The sequence below is a fragment of the Nicoletella semolina genome (assembly GCF_004345745.1).
GTDB classification, from domain to species: domain Bacteria; phylum Pseudomonadota; class Gammaproteobacteria; order Enterobacterales; family Pasteurellaceae; genus Nicoletella; species Nicoletella semolina.
The window spans coordinates 98,152-117,557 of sequence record NZ_SLXJ01000006.1 but is presented as its reverse complement, the minus strand read 5'-3'; the positions used below and the strand labels follow the sequence as shown (position 1 = coordinate 117,557).

Below are 19,406 nucleotides of genomic sequence, written 5' to 3'. Positions count from 1 at the left end.
CTAAACTTTTAACTCAAGTAAAAAATGAAAATAGGCTGGGTAAAACCAGCCTGTTTTTTTATCAATAAAATAACAGAACAACCCTTACCTACACTTATAACTGAGAAAGTCAAAGAAATAAGTAAAAGGAAGTCAAAACAGAAAAACTTTGTTAAGCAAATTTCTTACTGGCAGATTTAGCAAAATTTTTCGATAGCCGTTTTTTAGGTAAACCTGGCTTAGGTAACTCAAAGAGTGCATTGCTATCGTATTGCGTTACTGGAATAGGGTGTCCGATATATTCTTCGATAGCAGGTAAGTTAATCGCATAACGTTCACAAGCAAAGCTAATTGATTTGCCACTTTCGCCAGCACGCCCTGTCCGTCCAATGCGGTGAACATAATCTTCTCGATCATCAGGCAGATCATAATTAAAAACATGGGTAACATCTGCGATATGTAATCCTCGTGCTGCTACATCTGTTGCTACTAAAATATCTAATTGTCCTTGAGTGAAGCTATCAAGGAGCGTGAGACGTTTTTTTTGCGGAACGTCGCCTGTTAGTAGTCCAACACGGTGTCCATCTGCACTTAAATAACGCCAAATTTCCTCACATTTGTGTTTTGTATTAGCAAAAACAATACAACGATCAGGCCATTCCTCTTCTATTAAAGTGAGCAATAATGCCATTTTATCTTGATCAGAGGGATAAAAAAGCTCTTCTTGAATGCGATGCCCTGTGCGTTGTAAAGGTTCAATTTCAACATAATGAGCATTGTGCATATCTTCATAGGCTAATTCTCGAACTCTTGCTGAAAGCGTGGCAGAAAAGAGCATTGTTAGACGTTTTTCTGGAGGAGGACATTTTCGCATTAAGTAGCGAATATCTTTAATAAAACCGAGATCAAACATTCTATCCGCCTCATCAAGTACCACAACTTGTATGCGACTTAAATCAACAATCCCTTGTTTTACATAATCAATCACACGCCCTGTTGTTCCCACTAAAATATCAACCCCCTGTGCAATCGCTTCCAGTTGTTTGTCATAGCCATCGCCGCCATAAGCAAGTGCAAGTTTTAACTCTGTTTGAGTAAGTAAACGTTGTGCATCAGAGGCAATTTGTACCGCAAGCTCTCGTGTGGGAGCCAGAATTAATGCTCTCGGTTGATTAGTATTTGTGTCAATTTCTTGGGTGAGCAGATGATGAAAAGTGGCGACTAAGAACGCAAGCGTTTTGCCTGTGCCAGTTTGTGCTTGTCCTGCAATATCCCTGCCAGCTAGGGTATAAGGCAGGCTTTTTGCCTGAATAGGGGTACAGAATTCAAAGCCCTTATGTTCTAACGCTTTGAGGATCGACTCGCAAATAGCAAGATCAGAAAAACGCTGTTCGGTAAGATGTTTAGACATCATAGCTCCTTAAAATAGAGTGCTGACGGCAGTCAAGTTATGCGAGAATCTTGCAGAAATTAGATAGAAAATGACCGCTTATTATGTGAATAATTATGTAAATAAAAGTGTCCAAAAGATACCATAAATGTGTGATTTTGAGTAGAATAGCGGGCAAATTTTCGCTTTTTAGTCTCTATGTACAGCTTTTAGTCTTTATATTATTCTGTTTTTTTAAATTCTCAGCGACATTAAGGAGTTAATATGTCTTTGAACATTACGCCCAGCCTCAAAAAACGCCACTTTTTGCGTTTAATGGATTTTACTTCTGAAGAGATTTACGCATTATTATCTTTAACTGCCAAGTTAAAGGCAGATAAAAAAGCAGGGCGTGAGCAGCCTATGTTGAAAGGAAAAAATATTGCTCTGATTTTTGAGAAAAGTTCTACTCGCACACGTTGTGCTTTTGAGGTCGCTGCCTTTGATCAGGGGGCAAATGTCAGTTACATTGGTTCAAGTGGTTCGCAAATTGGGCATAAAGAATCGATGAAAGATACTGCTCGAGTGTTGGGGAGAATGTATGATGGTATTCAGTATCGAGGCTATGGACAAGAATTAGTTAATATTTTGGCAGATTATGCAGGTGTGCCTGTTTGGAATGGATTAACTGATGACTTTCACCCCACCCAAATTTTGGCTGATTTGCTGACTATGCAAGAACATTGTGATAAGCCGCTTAACCAAATCAAGCTGGCTTATCTTGGTGATGCTCGTAATAATATGGGGAATTCTTTCGTTGAGATGGCAGCGTTGATGGGGATAGATTTACGTTTAGTCGCCCCTCAAGGTTTTTTCCCTGAGCAACAGTTATTTGATGAGGTTGCCGCACAAGCGGTCAAATCAGGGGCAAAAATTACTTGCACGGAAAACGTTGCAGAGGGCGTGAAAGACGTGGATTTTGTATATACCGATGTTTGGGTGTCAATGGGTGAGCCTGAAACTGCTTGGGCTGAACGTATTAGCGTGATGAAACCTTATCAAGTCAATCGTCAGTTGCTGGAAGTAACAGGCAATCCAAAGGTGAAATTCTTACATTGCTTGCCCGCTTTTCACGATGATCAGACTACATTAGGCAAACAAATTGCTCAGCGATACGGCTTAAGAGGACTGGAGGTAACTGATGAGGTATTTGAATCAGACGCTTCCTTGGTATTTGATGAAGCGGAAAACCGTATGCACACGATTAAAGCTGTGATGGTTGCAACATTGGGCGAATCTTAAATATGATTGATAGCTCAAGATGATTAATAAGGTTATAGGAAAGAAATGGATCTTAAAAATGAAAAAATAGCGGTACTATTTGGTGGTGTATCGGCAGAGCGTGAAGTTTCTCTGAGTTCTGGTGCGGCGGTAACTGAGGCGTTGAAATCGTTAGGTTATAATGTTGAAGGGATTGATACCAAAGATTTTCCAATTGAAAAATTAAAAGAAAAGGGAATTGAACGGGTCTTTAATATTTTACACGGTGGCATTGGCGAAAATGGCGTGTTGCAAGGTGCATTAGAGCAAATGGGCATTCCTTACACAGGCTGTGGAGTGATGGCTTCGGCATTGACTTTAGATAAGTTTCGCACCAAATTATTGTGGCAAGCGATGGGGTTACCTGTAGCTGAAATGGTGGTCGTTAAACGAGGAGAAGCGGTCAATACCGAGCAGATTATTGCAAAGTTGGGGCTGCCTTTATTTGTGAAACCGTCAAGTGAAGGATCAAGCGTTGGAGTAACAAAAGTAAAAACCATTGAGCAATTATTGCCTGCAATCGAAGAAGCGTTAAAATTTGATACCATAGTGTTAGTCGAGGCTTTTTTAGCAGGTAAAGAATATTCCGTGCCAGTGTTAGATGGCGAGGTCTTACCTGCGGTAGAAATCATTCCTGATGGTGAATTTTATGATTATCATGCAAAATATGTGTCTGATAATACGCAATATGTTGTGCCAGCACTAAATGACGAGAGACAGGCTGAAATTGCGAAATTAGTCAAAGCGGCTTATGAAATCGTGGGTTGTCGTGGCTGGAGCCGTATTGATGTGATGGAAGATGCTGAGAGGCGATTTAATTTAGTGGAGGTCAATACTAACCCTGGTATGACTAGCCATAGTATTTTCCCTAAATCAGCCGCCTGCGTTGGGATTTCGTTTGAACGACTGGTTGAGCGTGTATTGGAGTTAAGCTAAATGTCGGTTGTTTTTCATAAAAAACCGACTTCGGTTATTCATACCTCCGCCAGTAAGCCGAGCAGTCCAATGAATGCTATGCTGATCGTTAAGCCGATTATTGTGTTATTATGCTTGGCTTTAGGGATCTTTTTACTGTTAAATTGGCAAAGTATTCTACAAGGATTGGATAAAAATCCCATTCGAGCTTACGCTTTAACTCACCAAACTCGCTTTACGACAGATGCGGATATTCGTGGTGCTTTAACAAAAGAGCCTGCATTAAAGGGCTATTTTGGGCAAGATATTCAAGAAGTTAAGCAAAAATTATTGAATATCCCTTGGGTAAAAGAAGTTACCGCCAGGAAAATGTACCCAGATCGTTTAAGTATTACATTATTAGAACATACTCCTGTTGCTATTTGGAATAGTCACTCATTACTCTCCGAGCAGGGCGTGGTGTTTAGTCTTCCAAAAGATCGTTTTAATAGTCGAGGACTGCCAATTTTATTCGGTCCTGATGAACAAGGTAAAGTGGTGCTAGAGGCTTGGACGAAAATTAAGCGAGATCTTGAAACAAGGCAGTTGGGGCTACGGTCAGTTTCAATGGACAATCGGGGGGCTTGGATTATTTTGTTAGACAATGGTGTAGAGCTTCGTTTAGGACGGGGAGATTGGTTGCCGAAAATTGATCGTTTTGTTACTATTTTTCCTGAAATTGACATACCAGAAGGTAAGATGCTCACCTATGTGGATTTACGTTATGAATACGGTGCAGCCGTAGGTTTTATCAATAAATAAAAGAATAAGATAACTATGACAAAAATAGCAGAATCTAAAATTGTTGTTGGATTAGAAATTGGTACGCACAAAGTTGTGGCTGTGGTCGGTGAGGTATTACCTGATGGTGTGATTAATGTGATTGGATCAGGGGTTAGTGCTTCAAAAGGTGTACACGGTGGCGGCGTGATTGATTTAGATGCTGCGATTGCTTCTATCCAGCGAGCGATTGAAGAGGCTGAGTCAATTTCAGAATGTAAAATTATAGGCGTAACGCTTGCATTGTCAGGGGCACATATTACCGCTTTTAATGAAAGCGGTACTGTACCGCTATCTGGCGAGGTGAAACCAGATGATATAGATAATGCTGTGCATATTGCACGTTCAATAAAATTGCCTGATGGCTTAGAAACGTTACATATTATCCCTCAAGAATATAGGGTCGATCGCTTACCTGCGACAAAAAATCCATTGAGGCTAGCAGGTATGCGTTTAGAAGCTCAAGTACATTTAATCGCTTGTCATAACGACTGGTTGCGTAATTTAAAAAATGCGGTTGAACGCAGTAAGTTAAAAATTGACCAAATTGTTTTTTCTGGACTTGCTTCAGGCTATTCTGTTTTAACCGAAGATGAAAAAGAACTAGGGGTATGTTTGATTGATATTGGCGGTGGTACGATGGACATATTAGTTTATACTGATGGTGCATTACGTTTTAGTAAAGTCATTCCGTTTGGTGGCAATAATGTTACTGACTATATTGCTCACGTTTTTACCACTTCTCGTCACGATGCAGAAAATATTAAAACACATTATGGTAGTGCTATTTCTCCGCCTGCTCACTTCCCTGAGAAAAAAATTGAAGTCGCAGGACTTGGCGGAAGAAGCCCGAGAACTTTTAGCAAAGAACAATTATCAAGAATCACAGGACAATGTTATAGCGAACTGCTTAGTGTAGTCGAGAATGAACTGACACAATTACGCAGTGAACTGTATCAAAAAGGCATAAAACAAGAATTAATTGCAGGAATTGTATTAACAGGTGGTGGTTCTCAAATAGAAGATATTGTAGAATGTTCAAAATCTGTCTTTGGTACGCAAGTCCGTGTCGGTTATCCACTTAACATTACAGGATTAACTGATTATGTAAATAAGCCACAATATGCCACAGTATTAGGGTTGCTCCAATATAGCCATTATAATAGTAATGAACATAGTGGCAGTGAATTAAGTAATAAGGTCGGTGGCATTTTTGAACTGTTAAGTAGAGGCCTGAAAAACGCATATAACTGGACAAAATCAAATTTTTAGTGAGTCTGATGATTCACACGTTGAGGAGTAATTTATAATGTTTGAACCTATTTTTGAAGCGACGCAAGATGCGGTCATCAAGGTTATCGGCGTTGGTGGCGGTGGTGGTAATGCACTAAACCATATGGTTGGTGTCAGTTCATCGGAAAATATCGGTAGCGTAGAATTTTTTTCAGTCAATACTGATGCACAAGTCTTACGCAGCAGTGCCGTTCGCAATACAATTCAAATTGGTGCAAGCGTAACAAAAGGTCTAGGTGCTGGTGCAGATCCTAATATCGGTCATCAAGCTGCAGAAGAAGATCGTGAAGCATTAACCAATATGATTTCTGGTGCGGATATGGTGTTTGTCGCAGTCGGTATGGGCGGTGGTACTGGCACTGGTGCTGCTCCTGTCATTGCTGAAATTGCGAAAAGTCAGGGGGCTTTAACCGTTGGGATTGTTACTAAGCCTTTTACATTTGAGGGTAGAAAGCGCTCAGGCTATGCTGAACAAGGCATTCGAGAACTGGCTAAGCATGTTGACTCGCTTATCATTATTCAAAACGATAAATTGCTAAAAGTGCTACCTAAAAATGTGAAATTTAATGAAGCATTTGGCGTAGCAAATGACGTATTACGTAATGCAGTGTTAGGTATTACCGATATGATTACCTCTGAAGGATTGGTCAATGTCGATTTTGCTGATGTGAAGAGGGTGATGTCTGAAATGGGACGTGCAATGATGGGAACAGGCATTGCAGAAGGCGAAAACCGTGCAGAAGAAGCAGCGAAAGAAGCAGTGGCAAGCCCATTATTAGAAGACGTTGATTTATCTGGTGCGAAAGGTATCTTAGTAAATATCTCTTCAGGCTACGATATTGAACTTGCCGAAGTCAATACCATTATGGAATATGTTACGAGCTTTGCTGATCCTGATGCTGCAATTATTTTCGGTTCAGCATTCTACCCAGAAATGGAAGGTAAAATTCGTGTGACACTCGTCGCAACAGGTATTGGACAACCAGATGAAGCATTACAATTGCCTCCTAAGACACCACCTAAGATTACTGATCCTGCTAGCTATTCAAATCCAAATGAGCCTAGTTTTATTAGAGGAAACAATATGGGTTTTGGACATAATAGCTTTGTAAATAACGGTGATTTTACCAATAATAGTAGCTCATCGACAAGTAATAGCCCTTCGACACATAGTTCTTATGCAAATAATGCTCGAGTTAATCACGGAACAGGTGGGTATAATACACAAGCAAACCAATCGCAACAGAATAGCTCAAAACCACAAGAAATTGATCGTTCAAGCCTTTTTAGAGTGCCAAGTTTTATACGAAATAATCAATAATTGAGGGATAAAATGATTAACCAGCGAACCCTTAAAAAATCCGTTAACGTAACAGGTATTGGCTTACATAGCGGCAAGAAGGTAACACTAGTATTACGACCAGCACCAGTGAATACTGGTATTATTTATGCGAGAAATGATTTAAATCCTGTTGTCTATTTTCCTGCCAGTGCGGATTCTATTCGTGATACTACACTCTGTACTTGTATGATTAATGATGATGGGGTGAGAATTTCTACAGTGGAACATCTTAACGCTGCAATGTCAGCGTTAGGGTTAGACAATGTTATTGTAGAAGTTGATGCGGCCGAAATCCCAATTATGGACGGTAGTTCAAGCCCTTTTATTTATCTTTTACTTGATGCAGGGATTGAAGAGCAAAATGCACCGAAAAAATTTATTCGCATTAAACAGGGCGTGCGTGTTGAAGAAGGTGATAAATGGGCAGAATTTAAGCCTTATTATCAAGGACTTAAATTAGATTTTACAATTGATTTTGCTCACCCAATGATCAGTAAAAAGGTCAGAAACTATAAGATGGAGTTCTCTGCAGAGAATTTTATTCAGAAGTTAAGCCGTGCTAGAACTTTCACTTTTATGAAAGATGTTGAATATCTTCAGTCTATCGGTTTAGCATTAGGTGGAAGTTTAGATAATGCAATTGTACTAGATGAGTATCGTATTCTAAATGAAGAAGGACTGCGTTTTAATGATGAATTAGTTCGTCATAAAATGCTAGATGCAATTGGTGATTTATTTATGTGTGGCTATAATATTCTTGGTGACTTTAGTGCGTATAAATCGGGACACGGTTTGAATAATAAGTTGTTGCGAGCAGTATTAGAAAATCAAGATGCTTGGGAATTTGTTATCTTTGATAATAAAGAAGACGTTCCGCAAGGCTATCAAACTCACGAACAGATTTTTATTTAATCATAAAAAGATCAATAAGGATTTGCTTATTGATCTTTTTTCATTACTCCCTTTACTTGTTTCTTATTTACAAATTTTTCCTCAAAACTCACCGCTTAATTATTCAAATAATGCTATTTATTGAGTATCAACTGTCCAATCGCTAAACTTACTCAGATAGTAATGCCTTTAGGTTTGCTTTCATTTTATTAATTTGATCGGTATAAATCTGTTTATTTTCTAATTCATCAATCAAATAATGTATAGTTTCGGAAAGTGTCATTCCTAAAAGATCAGATTGCTTCGCTAGACGCTGCCAGCTTGAATAATCTAAATCAATCGACTTTTTCTTGGTCGTTTGTTTTTCCGCATTGAAAAAACGTTTTCGTCTTGCACGAATAGACTGACGCATTTTTCTCCGCTGTTCACTGGTCATTTCAGCTTTTATCCATTGTTCTATTTCTTGCGGTGAATTTTGCAAAGTTGCAAGCAATTGTATTTTTAATTCAATCAAACTTTGCTCTTCGTGCTTAGTAATGTTTTCTCCCTCACGGTATTTCTTGAGCAAATATTGCCATTTCCAATTCGCTTCTTGGCTTTCTAATTTTTGATATCGCATAGTTGCCTCCGAATAATGTATAAGTATAACGGAATTATGAGTATAATGGAGAAAATTTCTATCGTGAGGTCATTTTGTGCATATTTCTCCCCTTCAATGGGATTCATTAATCATTGAATACCCTTTTTCTTCGAGTTCAAAAACGCACGTCAATTTTATCGACTTTCAACCTAAAGCTAAGTTAGCCTTGGATCAATTTACTGTCAGTGAATTAGGCAGTTTATTGATCATAAAAACAGAAACATTACCTGAATTTATCCAGGAAATAGAAAATTATCTGCATATTAGTACCATTGAGCCTATTATCCAAAATGACTTCAATCTACATTCTCTTTTTGGTTATTCTGTTTATTTAGAAAATGAAAGTAAAATTGAGCATATTGAGGGGATTATTGAACAGGCAAATAACCGTATTCTCATCTTAAATTTAGATTGTTTATTACGAGATATTCAGCAATGGGATAAATTAAAACAGGCATTATTATTTGGTGAATATATGCCAAATGTAATAAATACAATCCCCACAAAATTACCGAAAATAAAATCCGCATTTAAACTGATTTTAATGGGGAATCGAGATCATATTGCAGCATTATCAAGTTATGATAATAGCTTATATCAGTTTGCACATTACACCGAGATAGATAGCTATTTGAACCTCAATGGCAATATTGAAAAATGGGGAGAGTATATCCAAACTTATGCTAAAAAATATGGTTTTACAGATAGTTTTTCCACGAATATGTTAAATCAATTATTGAGAGTTTATATTCGTGAGAGTGAAAGTAGAGAGTTAATTTCTATTTCTCCAACTAAGTTAAGAAATTATTTATTAGGTATTAAAGCGTTTTATGCAGTTAGCCAAGTATCAATACAGCTAAATGATATACAGGACTATTTTGATTATTTAGAAAGCCAATCCTCAAAATTATATCAATATTCCCTTGATGAAATATTACAATACCAGAAATATATTCAAACAGAAAATGAAAAGATAGGGCAAATTAATGGCTTATCTGTTGTTGAATTTGAAGGTGTGCCAAATGCGTTTGGTGAGCCACTACGCATTAGTTGTAATGTGCAATATGGGGAAGGGGAAATTAATGATATTGAACATAAAACGGAGCTAGGGGGAAATATTCATTCAAAAGGCGTTCTGATTGCACAATCTTGCCTAGCTAATTTGCTAGAACTTCCTAGTCAGCTTCCTTTTTCAGCAACGGTTGCTTTTGAGCAATCTTATGGTGAGATCGATGGTGATAGTTCATCATTGGCTGTTTTTTGCACGATAATCAGTGCATTAACAATGCTACCACTTCCTCAATCTATTGCAGTTACAGGTGCGATAGATCAATTTGGCAATGTATTAAGTGTGGGGGGAGTAACGCAAAAAATAGAAGGCTTTTTCCAGCTTTGTCAAACAAGAGGACTGACAGGGAAACAGGGCGTGATAATTCCATCGGTGTGTATTTCCCATTTAAGTTTAAAGGCTGAGGTGTTGCTGGCAGTCCAGCAGAAAAAATTTCAAATTTGGGCAGTTTCTGATGTATTTGAAGCTATTCAAATTTTGCTTCACCACGATTTTTATGATCGAGAAAATGACGATAAGGGAGAAAAATTATCTATTTTTTCACTTATAAATCAAGCAATTGAGCAACACCAACGAGATGATACAAGCGGTCTTTTTCTAAAGAAAATTTGTAATTTCTTGCGTGGTAACTGATCCGATAAGTCAGCTTACAACTGTTCGCTATTTTAAATAGTCTATTAGTATGATAATATCTTCAAAGTTTATATATAAAGGCTTATGCCATTTTAGCTCGGAGAAAAATAATGAACAACTGTACACCCAATATCAAGCCAAATTATTCCTATGAAGATCTTTTAGCTTCTGGACGAGGAGAACTTTTTGGAAAAGAAGGTCCACAATTGCCAGCACCAACAATGTTGATGATTGATAGAATTAGTACAATTAATGATGATCAAGGCTTATTTGGTAAGGGCTATATTGAGGCAGAATTAGACATTCACCCTGATTTACCTTTTTTTGCCTGCCATTTTATTGGCGATCCTGTAATGCCTGGCTGCTTGGGACTTGATGCAATGTGGCAATTAGTTGGTTTTTATCTTGGCTGGATTGGCGGTAAGGGAAAAGGCAGAGCGTTAGGCGTTGGTGAAGTCAAATTCACAGGGCAAATTTTACCGACAGCGAAAAAAGTACTCTACAGAATTAACATTAAACGTGTGATTAATCGTAAATTAGTGATGGGCGTAGGTGATGGTGAAGTTGAGGTTGATGGGCGTGTTATTTACACGGCAACTGATCTTAAAGTGGGTCTTTTTCAAGATACAACTACATTTTAGTTTTGCGATTAAGATCGCAAAAATACTATTCTAAAATTGAACATTAATAAATAGCCGATATTATTCTCTCTGAAACAAGTTTGATGAGAGAATATGATGTATCGTGCATTTACGTTAATTGAAATAATTACTGTCTTATTTATTACCGCTCTTTCTCTCTATTCCTTTTCTACAGTATTTTTTCGCATTCAAGATCACGTTATCATTCAGTCAGAGATAGATAATCTCAAGTCGTTTATTTACCAGATTAGAACGAAAGCACGCTATTCAAAACAAAACTACTCAATTAGTATTAATCAAGATGAGATTAAAAAGAATTGGTGCGTTATTGCAGTATTAAAATTAGATGACAAGCAAGTAAGTTGTGATTGTTTTAATCACATATTATGTAAAAATAATGAATATTATCTCTATGAACCGTATTATCGTGATTTGAAATTAAATAGTAATAGTCTGTATCCCAAAGTATTCACTAATATTGATGGTTATTCTGATCGATTAAATGCTAAATGTTTGGGCATTGTATTAAATAATAAACAAGAGGTTCTACAATTTAATCAGAATGGAGCAATTAATGTTATTCAAAAGAATAAAAAATCAAGCTGTCGTTAAGTCATTACACAGCTTTACTCTTATTGAAGTACTAATAACAACCGCATTAAGTACATTTATTTTACTATTTGCCGCTAGGCTTTTTAGTGATTTTTACTATATGCAGAATAAACAAAGAGAGTTATTTAATTTACAATCTCATTCATATCATATACTAGCACATTTACAGCAACATATTCAGCATATTGGTTATCAAGGAAGTTTTAGAGAAAAAAGCAATATACACCTATTCCTAAATAATAAAAGTTATTCGCTAAACTCTTCATACTGTTTAATGTTTTATTATGACTTAAATGGAGATGGCTGTATTGGCGAAAGGCGAAATAAAAATCAATGTACAAAAGGAGATTTAAATATTACTAACGATGTTAGTAAGGAATTCTTTGGATTTAAATTAAAAAATAAAGCGATTTATATTTATGAAGATGACAGTATAAAGAAATGTAGTTTAATTGAGTGTCAAAAATTATTACGCCAATGCAATCAAGGAAAATGGCGAGGATTGTCAGAATATTCAGATATTAACGTAGAACACCTAAAATTTACGATAATAAAGAATAATCTAATTAAGATAGACTTAATTATATCTTCACATAAACACCCTAATATTTATTATGAAAGTTCCGCTTATAGTTATTTATTCAATTAAAAAAAAGCAATGAAAAAATATATATCTTCAAACACAGTTTTAGTTTCACTTTTAATGATTAGCAGTTTACTTTCTGTTCTTTTTATAAACAAAGAGAAGTTTTTTAGTCAGGAAAAAACTTCTCTAAAATATCGACAAGATTATCTTCACGATAAATTATTATTATCAGAGATATTATCACGTAATAATGAGAAAAACTTATGCAATCAAGAAAAGAAAACAAGTATAGTAATTAAGCTAAATTACATTCATTACAGCTTTCACTGTAAATTTGATAGTATTTTTTTACAGAAGAAACCAGAAACAACAAAGTATATACAAATAGATAAAATTAAAGACTGGTTAAATTTAGAAAAATATAATCCCCCTATTGTTTATATTGAGAAATTAAGTGATCTACCTGATAGCTCTGAAAATAATCCTCAGATTGTGATTGCAAAAAATGAAATATCAGAAAGACTATTAAAAAATTTTTATGGCATTATTATTACAGACTATTTATTTGAAATCACAGGTAAGCAAGTTAATGGAACCGTCTTCTCTAGCTATGTAAATAAACCTACAAGGTATATCAAATCTAATAGGAAAGTAATTAATAATCTAGAGAAAATTTTTTCAACTTGGGAATATTTACCAAATTCAAGGAACATATTGGCAAATGAGAAATAAATTAAATGCCAGCAGTGGAATAGCTTTACTTATCGCTGTCAATTTATTTGCTATATTATATCTAAGTTATAATAAGTGGCAATCTCAACAAAATAGGCAGCTTAATTTAATTTATCAAAAGCAACAAGCCCTACAAATTGCTGAAAATCAAATTGCATTAAAAATGGCAAATTTACCTTGTGAAAGGAGTGTTAAACAAAATGATGTCGTATTCCATATCACCTGCTACTTGCCTAATAAGATAATCATTAATTTTCCAACAGGAGAGGTAACAATAACAAAACCTGATAGATTACAAGCAAAGAAAGAGGTAAACTACCCGTGAGGGAGAATTATTATGTTTACTGTTTATTATTCTAACCAATTATACAACCATAAAGACTTATTGGTTAATGTTCTAAAGAGCGATCCAAACCCGAATCCTTTTGAAGCTGAAACAATTTTGGTTCAAAGCGTAGGTATGGCACAATGGTTGCAAATGCAGATCGCTGGAGAAACTGGCATTGCTGCCAATTTACAATTCCCATTTCCAACTAGCTTCTTGTGGCAGCAGTATAGATTGCTATTTCCTGAACTTCCAAAAGAAAACAGCTTTAGTAAAGATATTATTGTTTGGCGTTTAATGCGTTTATTACCAACCTATTTAGAGTGTGAAGAGTTTCTGCCTCTTGCTTATTACTTATCAGAACAAGAACAAAATCAATTCAAACTATATCAGCTTGCAAGTAAAGTCGCAGATTTATTTGACCAATATTTAGTATATCGTCCTCATTGGTTAATTTTTTGGGAGCAAGGAAATATTCAGGCTGTTTTTAATGAGATTAACCAATCATCATATTTAAACGATCAAGATAGAGAGAATATTCCTAAAACACTTTTGTGGCAAAGTATTTTATGGAATGCTTTGGTTGAAGATGTTAAAAAAGATGAAGATGATCTTATTTTTTATACATCGCATAGAGCTTATTTACAGCAACATTATTTAAGTAAATTATCTGAGCTATCTAGTCAAGAAATTGAAAAATTACCAAAACGCATTTTTGTATTTGGTATATCATCAATGCCAATTAATCAACTAAATATCTTAAATCAATTAGGAAAATATTGCCATATTCATCTTTTTTTTACTAACCCAAGCAAAATATTTTGGGGGGATAGCCAAGAAGATAGAATAATAGAAAAAATCACGCTTAAACAGTCATTAGATCATCAAGATATGAATAATCTATATAAAGATCAAGGTAATCCTTTATTATCTATCTGGGGAAAACAAGGAAAAGAATTCTTAAATTTATTGATTGATAATGAACCCAATGAAATAACTTTTTATACAGAAGCAGCGAGAGATAACTTATTAAATAGCGTCAAGTATGCTATTTTAAACTATGAATACCAATCCAGTTTTGAGATAAAGCCAAAAGATGGCTCTATCCAAATTCATTCTTGTCATAGTAAAATGCGAGAGGTAGAAGTATTACATAATTATCTATTATCTCTATTTGAAGAATATCCTAATATGTCACCTAATGATATCATTGTCTTATCACCAGATATTGATAGTTATACTCCTTATATCAATGCTGTTTTTGAATGTTATCAACATAATGGAAAAAATTTTGATAAACGTTATATTCCATTTAGTTTATCAGATCAAAAACTTAAAAATACTAACCCTATCATTGCTAGTTTTCTGACTCTTTTAACTCTAAAAGAAAGTCATTTTAATGTAGAGAAAATATACTCATTATTAGATGTCACCGCAGTTAGAGAAAAATATCAATTAAAGGAAACAGATCTAATAAAATTAAAAGAGTGGATAAAATTAGCAGGTATTCGTTTAGGAGAAAATATTAATGAAAATAAATGGAAAAATTATAATTCTTGGGAAAATGGAATAAATCGTTTATTGCTTGGGATAAGCTTGCAATCAGAAATGCATTGGGAAGAGATTATTGCCATTAATGAAAGTTATGGTTTAAATGCAGAATTATCTGGTATTCTTGCAAAATTTATGGAAAATTTAACCGCTTGGCATCACTTTATTCAAGAAGCATACGTCATTTCAGAGTGGAAGTCTAGATTAATGCTTTTAATAGAGCAATTTTATCAAGGAAATACAGAAAACAATGTCGCTTTATTTCAATTACAACAGATAATTGATAATATTTTTGAAAGAATGAAACAGGCAAATTTTGATGAAGAAATAGAAATTGATATTATTTCAACATTATTTGAACGAGAATTGAGTGAGCAGCGTGATCAACTTAATTTTTTAGTTGGTAAAGTAAATTTTTGTACATTTTTACCTATGCGGGCAATTCCATTTAAGGTAGTTTGCTTATTAGGTATGAATGAAGGAGATTTTCCTCGTCCATATCTCAAAGATCATTTTGACTTAATGCAATATGCACCGCAAAAAGGAGATCGAGCCAAACGTGATGATGATCGTTATTTATTTCTTGAGGCACTATTATCTGCTCAAAAAATATTTTATATGAGCTATATTGGACAATCTATTATCAATAATAATGAGAAATTACCTTCTATTTTAGTCTCACAACTCATTGATTATATCAATGAAAATAGCCAAAATGGCTTTTCACATAAAATCATTAAACATCCTATATCTGTATTTAGTAAAAAGAACTTTACTGAACATATTTCATATAATAAAGAGTGGGTTAATACCAAAAAGCCACTAAATCAAAAAAATAAAGAGATATTAATTGATAATAAAAATGGAAATATTGATACTATAAATATTACTGATTTAATTAACTATATTCAGAATCCAATTAAATTTTTCTTTAATCATAGATTAGGGATTAAATTTGAGACTTATGAGACAAACTTTGAAATATCTGAATCTTTTCAGTTATCAAATTTAGAAAAATATTCTTTGCTTCATGCACTTTCTGAAACAGAAGAAGATACTTATCATAACTTCTTTAAAAATGCCAAACTTAAAGGTGAATTACCCGCTTGTAACTTTGGAAAAATTTCTGAAACTGAATTAAGTAGATTAATTAATTTATTAAATATTAAATTATCTCAATATGAGCTAAATTCTGCGAAAAATATTGAAATTAACATTACACTAGAAATTTACGGGAAAATTATAAAATTATTTGGAAATATACCAAATAATATAAATAATAGAATTATTTTATGGCGAACGGGTAAGTTAAGAGATAAAGATATTATCGAAGCTTGGATATATTATTTGATATTAAATGTAATTCATTTTAATATAGATGAGTTTAGTTTTTTCTATTTAAATCACAGCGAAGTGAAGACGTTACAATTTAATCCCATTGATCAATCTATAGCAAAAGATCAGGTTATGTTGTATCTGCAAGATTATCTATCTTCTTTTAGCAAACCTCAGTTAGTGATTTATAAAAATATTCATAAGTATATCAAGCACGTTTCTACAGGTAGTACACCTAAAAATTTTTATAAAGAAATACTAGCAGAAGATCTTTATTTTTGTAGAATACTTGCACAAATAGAAGAAATTAATGATAATGATATTCACCTCCATACATTGTTATGGTTTGAAAAAATGATAAATCATATTAGGGAGAAAATATGAAAAAGAACATTCTAACTTACACACTATTTACAACTATTTACCTTGTTTCAACCTATCCTAGTATTACTTTGGCAGAGGTGAAACCGTCTATAGAAAATAGACGGTCTGCTACAAATCAATTGGACTATCAATTAATTAATAAAGTAATTAATAAAAGTCCTACAGATCACGCTGTTTATCAAGGTATTAAATTAAATAATGGTATTGAGGTATTATTAATTTCAGATAAAAATGCAAACAAATCCTTAATGTCTGTTGGCTTGCCTGTTGGCTCTATGGAAGATCCGATTTTACAGCAAGGTCTAGCCCATTATCTTGAGCATATGATCCTAATGGGATCGAAGAAATATCCTCAAACGAATAGTTTAGATAATTTTCTAACTAAAAATGGAGGATATAATAATGCTTATACCGCGCCTGACAAAACAGTATATTATCTTGAGGTAAATCATCAAGCATTTAGCGAAGCAGTAGATCGTTTATCAGACACATTTGCTCAACCGCTCCTATCTGAAAAAAATGCTAAAAAAGAGATAGATGCAGTTAATGCAGAAATGGTAAGAGCCAAATCAAGTGATGGGTTTTTAATCCAAGATGTAAATTTAGCAACCTCCAATCCGCAGCACCCAAGAACAAAATTTGCGGTAGGCAATCACGTTACCCTATCAGATAAACCAGAGAGTAAATTACAAGATGAATTGCGGAAATTCTATGACGACTATTATTCCGCAAATTTAATGAAAGCTGTTTTATATTCTAATTTATCTATTGATGAACTAGCTAAATTAGCAACAAATACATTAGGGAAAATAGAAAATAAACAGATTTCAGAGCCTAAAGTGAATGTCCCTTTTTTAAGAAAAGAAGACAAAGGTATTTGGATCAATTATAAACCTGTCAAGCCGACAAAAATGCTCGTTTTATCCTTTGACTACCCAGAAGATAAACAAGCATTTAAACATAAAACAGGAAGATATTTATCCTATTTATTTAGCAACAACACTGATGGCACATTATCTGATTATTTAATTAAAAATGGGTTGTCAAACAGTGGCGTAGAAATAGATTATACCCCAGATATCAGCCGAGATAGGGGAGATTTCTCATTTTATATAGAATTAACTGACAAAGGGCTAAAAGAAAAAGATAAGATTATTTCTCTAGTATTCCAACAAGTTAAAAAAATAAGTCAAGAAGGTATTAAACAAAGCTATTTTGATGAATTAAAAGAAAATGCTAGGCAGGATTTTGAACATTTACAGGTTGAAAAAAATGGGAATTATATTGCTTATCTAGTAAGTCAAATGTTGGAATATCCAATTGAGCATATTATTGATCAACCTTATACTATTAGTAACATAGATAAAAAAGCTATTTTAGATAAATTATCTGGAATGACAGTAGATAATTTACGAGTGATACTGATTGATGAAAATGCTAAAACAGATAAGAAAACACAATATTTTGAAGCTCCCTACAGTGTACAAAATATTACTCAAGAACAAAAACAAAAATGGCTAGATTTCAGTAGTAATCCAGAGATTAAATTACCTGAATTAAATCCTTATTTTGCAAAGGATTTTTCTCTTATCTCAATAAATGAAAAACGTCAAAAGCCAGCATTTATAAAGCAAGAGAAAGGAACAGAAATTTATGCGATGCCAAGCTATTATTTCTCTAACGAACCCAAAGCAGAAGTAGATATTCGTTTTATAAATTTACCAGAGAATAACGAATTAAAACCGAAAATAAGTGCAGCACTGTTGGGCTATATGAATGAGTTATCACAAGCTAAATTGATGTTTCAAACTTCTGTTGCTGGTATGAAAGCTGACTTATCTACTGAAGATAATGGTATTACATTGAGTGTAAACGGTTATACACAAAATATTGGGAAATTATTACAAGATATGATCGCTGGGTTTAGTCAATTTGAAATCACACCTGAAATATTATTGCAAGCAAAACAGCGTTTTTTAGAAAAGCTTGATAAAGATGAAAAAGAAAATGCATTAAGACAAGCAAATTTTGCAATATCAAATTTTTCAACATATCCTTATTTTGAAATTGATAAAAAGCGAGAAACCATTAATCAAATCACTATTGATGATATAAAAAATACCCGTCAAAACCTGTTAAATAATGCAACTTACTTGAAGGGAATTTCTGTCGGTAATTTATCTGATGAACAAGTTATCAGTATCACAGAAAATTTATCAAAACTAGTGAGAAATAGTAATAAAAATAAGGGATATGGACGATATATTGATATTAATAATAGTCAGCGTAAAATAAATTACATTAAGTCTATTTCACACGAAGATAACGGTTTTGTTATCTCTTTTTTCCCTAACTATTATGGAGAATTTGAAGGTCTAAGCCGAGCAATATTATTAAGAGGCATTATCTCTCGTTGGTATTTTGATGATTTACGTACTGATAAACAATTAGGCTATGTAGTTTATGCAAATAATACTCAAATTGGTAAAACATCAGGGATACAATTTTCCGTACAAAGTCCTACAGTATCAGCAGCAAGTATAATGGAGCATAATCAACGATTTTTTGATGAAACACTACACAAGCTAGTGAATTTACCAGAAAAAGAATTTGAACAATATCGCACAAGTTTATTAGAAATACTACAATATAAACCTGAATCTCTTTCAGAAGAATTTAGTGATTTTATGTTAGATTATTTACGAGGAAATCATTCTTTTGATCGCAAACAGAAATTAATTGAACATATTAAAAAACTAACTAAAGATGAGGTAATTATATTCTATAAGAATGCAGTTATAGATAAAAATAGTTTTATTTTCGCCAGCCAAACTATCGGTACGAATAAAACAATTAATCAACCTGCACAATTAAAAGGATTTGAACAAATAAATAGTATCGAAGCATTACAAAAAGAATTTTCAATTAAGCACTATGATTGATAGTAAATAATTCGTAAAATTTTATCTA

General features: G+C 33.9%; 16 protein-coding genes. 14 read left to right on the top strand and 2 right to left on the bottom strand.

Going from position 1 to position 19,406, the window contains the following annotated elements; translation table 11 throughout:
• Positions 1 to 151: 151 nt before the first annotated feature.
• Positions 152 to 1,390 carry an ATP-dependent RNA helicase RhlB gene (gene rhlB / locus EV693_RS05470; RefSeq protein ID WP_132501357.1) on the bottom strand — a complete coding sequence of 413 codons (1,239 nt, stop codon included), beginning with the start codon at positions 1,388 to 1,390 and terminating at the stop codon, positions 152 to 154.
• Positions 1,391 to 1,645: 255 nt separating this feature from the next.
• Between rhlB and argF the strand changes: the two genes are divergently transcribed.
• Genes argF through lpxC form a run of 6 tightly spaced genes read left to right on the top strand, consistent with a single transcriptional unit; the run spans position 1,646 to position 7,949 of the window.
• On the top strand, positions 1,646 to 2,650 hold the full coding sequence (gene argF / locus EV693_RS05465; RefSeq protein ID WP_207906482.1) for an ornithine carbamoyltransferase: 1,005 nt from the start codon (positions 1,646 to 1,648) through the stop codon (positions 2,648 to 2,650).
• 45 nt (positions 2,651 to 2,695) lie between these two features.
• The gene (locus EV693_RS05460) at positions 2,696 to 3,604 is read left to right on the top strand and encodes a D-alanine--D-alanine ligase (protein WP_132501355.1); all 909 of its coding nucleotides are present in this window, start codon (positions 2,696 to 2,698) and stop codon (positions 3,602 to 3,604) included.
• Entirely contained in the window at positions 3,605 to 4,384 is a 780-nt protein-coding gene (locus EV693_RS05455) for a cell division protein FtsQ/DivIB (RefSeq protein WP_132501354.1), read from the top strand.
• Between the two features lie 15 nt (positions 4,385 to 4,399).
• Entirely contained in the window at positions 4,400 to 5,674 is a 1,275-nt protein-coding gene (ftsA, locus tag EV693_RS05450; protein WP_132501353.1) for a cell division protein FtsA, read from the top strand.
• Positions 5,675 to 5,711: 37 nt separating this feature from the next.
• Positions 5,712 to 7,016 carry a cell division protein FtsZ gene (gene ftsZ / locus EV693_RS05445; RefSeq protein WP_132501352.1) on the top strand — a complete coding sequence of 435 codons (1,305 nt, stop codon included), beginning with the start codon at positions 5,712 to 5,714 and terminating at the stop codon, positions 7,014 to 7,016.
• Positions 7,017 to 7,028: 12 nt separating this feature from the next.
• Positions 7,029 to 7,949 (top strand): UDP-3-O-acyl-N-acetylglucosamine deacetylase, encoded by a 921-nt coding sequence (gene lpxC, locus EV693_RS05440; RefSeq protein WP_132501351.1) that lies wholly within the window; start codon positions 7,029 to 7,031, stop codon positions 7,947 to 7,949.
• 148 nt (positions 7,950 to 8,097) lie between these two features.
• On the opposite strand, the gene matP is transcribed toward lpxC, so the two are convergent.
• On the bottom strand, positions 8,098 to 8,547 hold the full coding sequence (gene matP / locus EV693_RS05435) for a macrodomain Ter protein MatP (protein WP_132501350.1): 450 nt from the start codon (positions 8,545 to 8,547) through the stop codon (positions 8,098 to 8,100).
• A 76-nt stretch (positions 8,548 to 8,623) separates the two neighbouring features.
• Between matP and EV693_RS05430 the strand changes: the two genes are divergently transcribed.
• The 8 genes from EV693_RS05430 (at position 8,624) to ptrA (ending at position 19,378) form a co-directional block, all read left to right on the top strand.
• Positions 8,624 to 10,270 (top strand): AAA family ATPase, encoded by a 1,647-nt coding sequence (locus tag EV693_RS05430; protein ID WP_132501349.1) that lies wholly within the window; start codon positions 8,624 to 8,626, stop codon positions 10,268 to 10,270.
• A 110-nt stretch (positions 10,271 to 10,380) separates the two neighbouring features.
• Positions 10,381 to 10,911: a bifunctional 3-hydroxydecanoyl-ACP dehydratase/trans-2-decenoyl-ACP isomerase gene (gene fabA, locus EV693_RS05425; RefSeq protein WP_132501348.1), complete on the top strand. Its 531-nt coding sequence runs from the start codon at positions 10,381 to 10,383 to the stop codon at positions 10,909 to 10,911.
• Between the two features lie 93 nt (positions 10,912 to 11,004).
• Positions 11,005 to 11,523: a pilus assembly FimT family protein gene (locus tag EV693_RS05420; protein ID WP_243694581.1), complete on the top strand. Its 519-nt coding sequence runs from the start codon at positions 11,005 to 11,007 to the stop codon at positions 11,521 to 11,523.
• Entirely contained in the window at positions 11,486 to 12,172 is a 687-nt protein-coding gene (locus tag EV693_RS05415) for a hypothetical protein (RefSeq protein ID WP_132501347.1), read from the top strand. Before EV693_RS05420 ends, EV693_RS05415 begins: the two co-directional genes overlap by 38 nt.
• Positions 12,173 to 12,181: 9 nt before the next feature.
• The gene (locus EV693_RS05410) at positions 12,182 to 12,841 is read left to right on the top strand and encodes a DUF2572 family protein (protein WP_132501346.1); all 660 of its coding nucleotides are present in this window, start codon (positions 12,182 to 12,184) and stop codon (positions 12,839 to 12,841) included.
• Entirely contained in the window at positions 12,831 to 13,166 is a 336-nt protein-coding gene (locus EV693_RS05405) for a DUF5374 domain-containing protein (protein ID WP_132501345.1), read from the top strand. Before EV693_RS05410 ends, EV693_RS05405 begins: the two co-directional genes overlap by 11 nt.
• 12 nt (positions 13,167 to 13,178) lie before the next feature.
• On the top strand, positions 13,179 to 16,436 hold the full coding sequence (gene recC / locus EV693_RS05400) for an exodeoxyribonuclease V subunit gamma (protein ID WP_132501344.1): 3,258 nt from the start codon (positions 13,179 to 13,181) through the stop codon (positions 16,434 to 16,436).
• On the top strand, positions 16,433 to 19,378 hold the full coding sequence (gene ptrA / locus EV693_RS05395) for a pitrilysin (protein WP_132501343.1): 2,946 nt from the start codon (positions 16,433 to 16,435) through the stop codon (positions 19,376 to 19,378). The genes recC and ptrA overlap by 4 nt, the downstream gene beginning before the upstream one ends.
• The last annotated feature ends 28 nt before the right edge of the window (positions 19,379 to 19,406 follow it).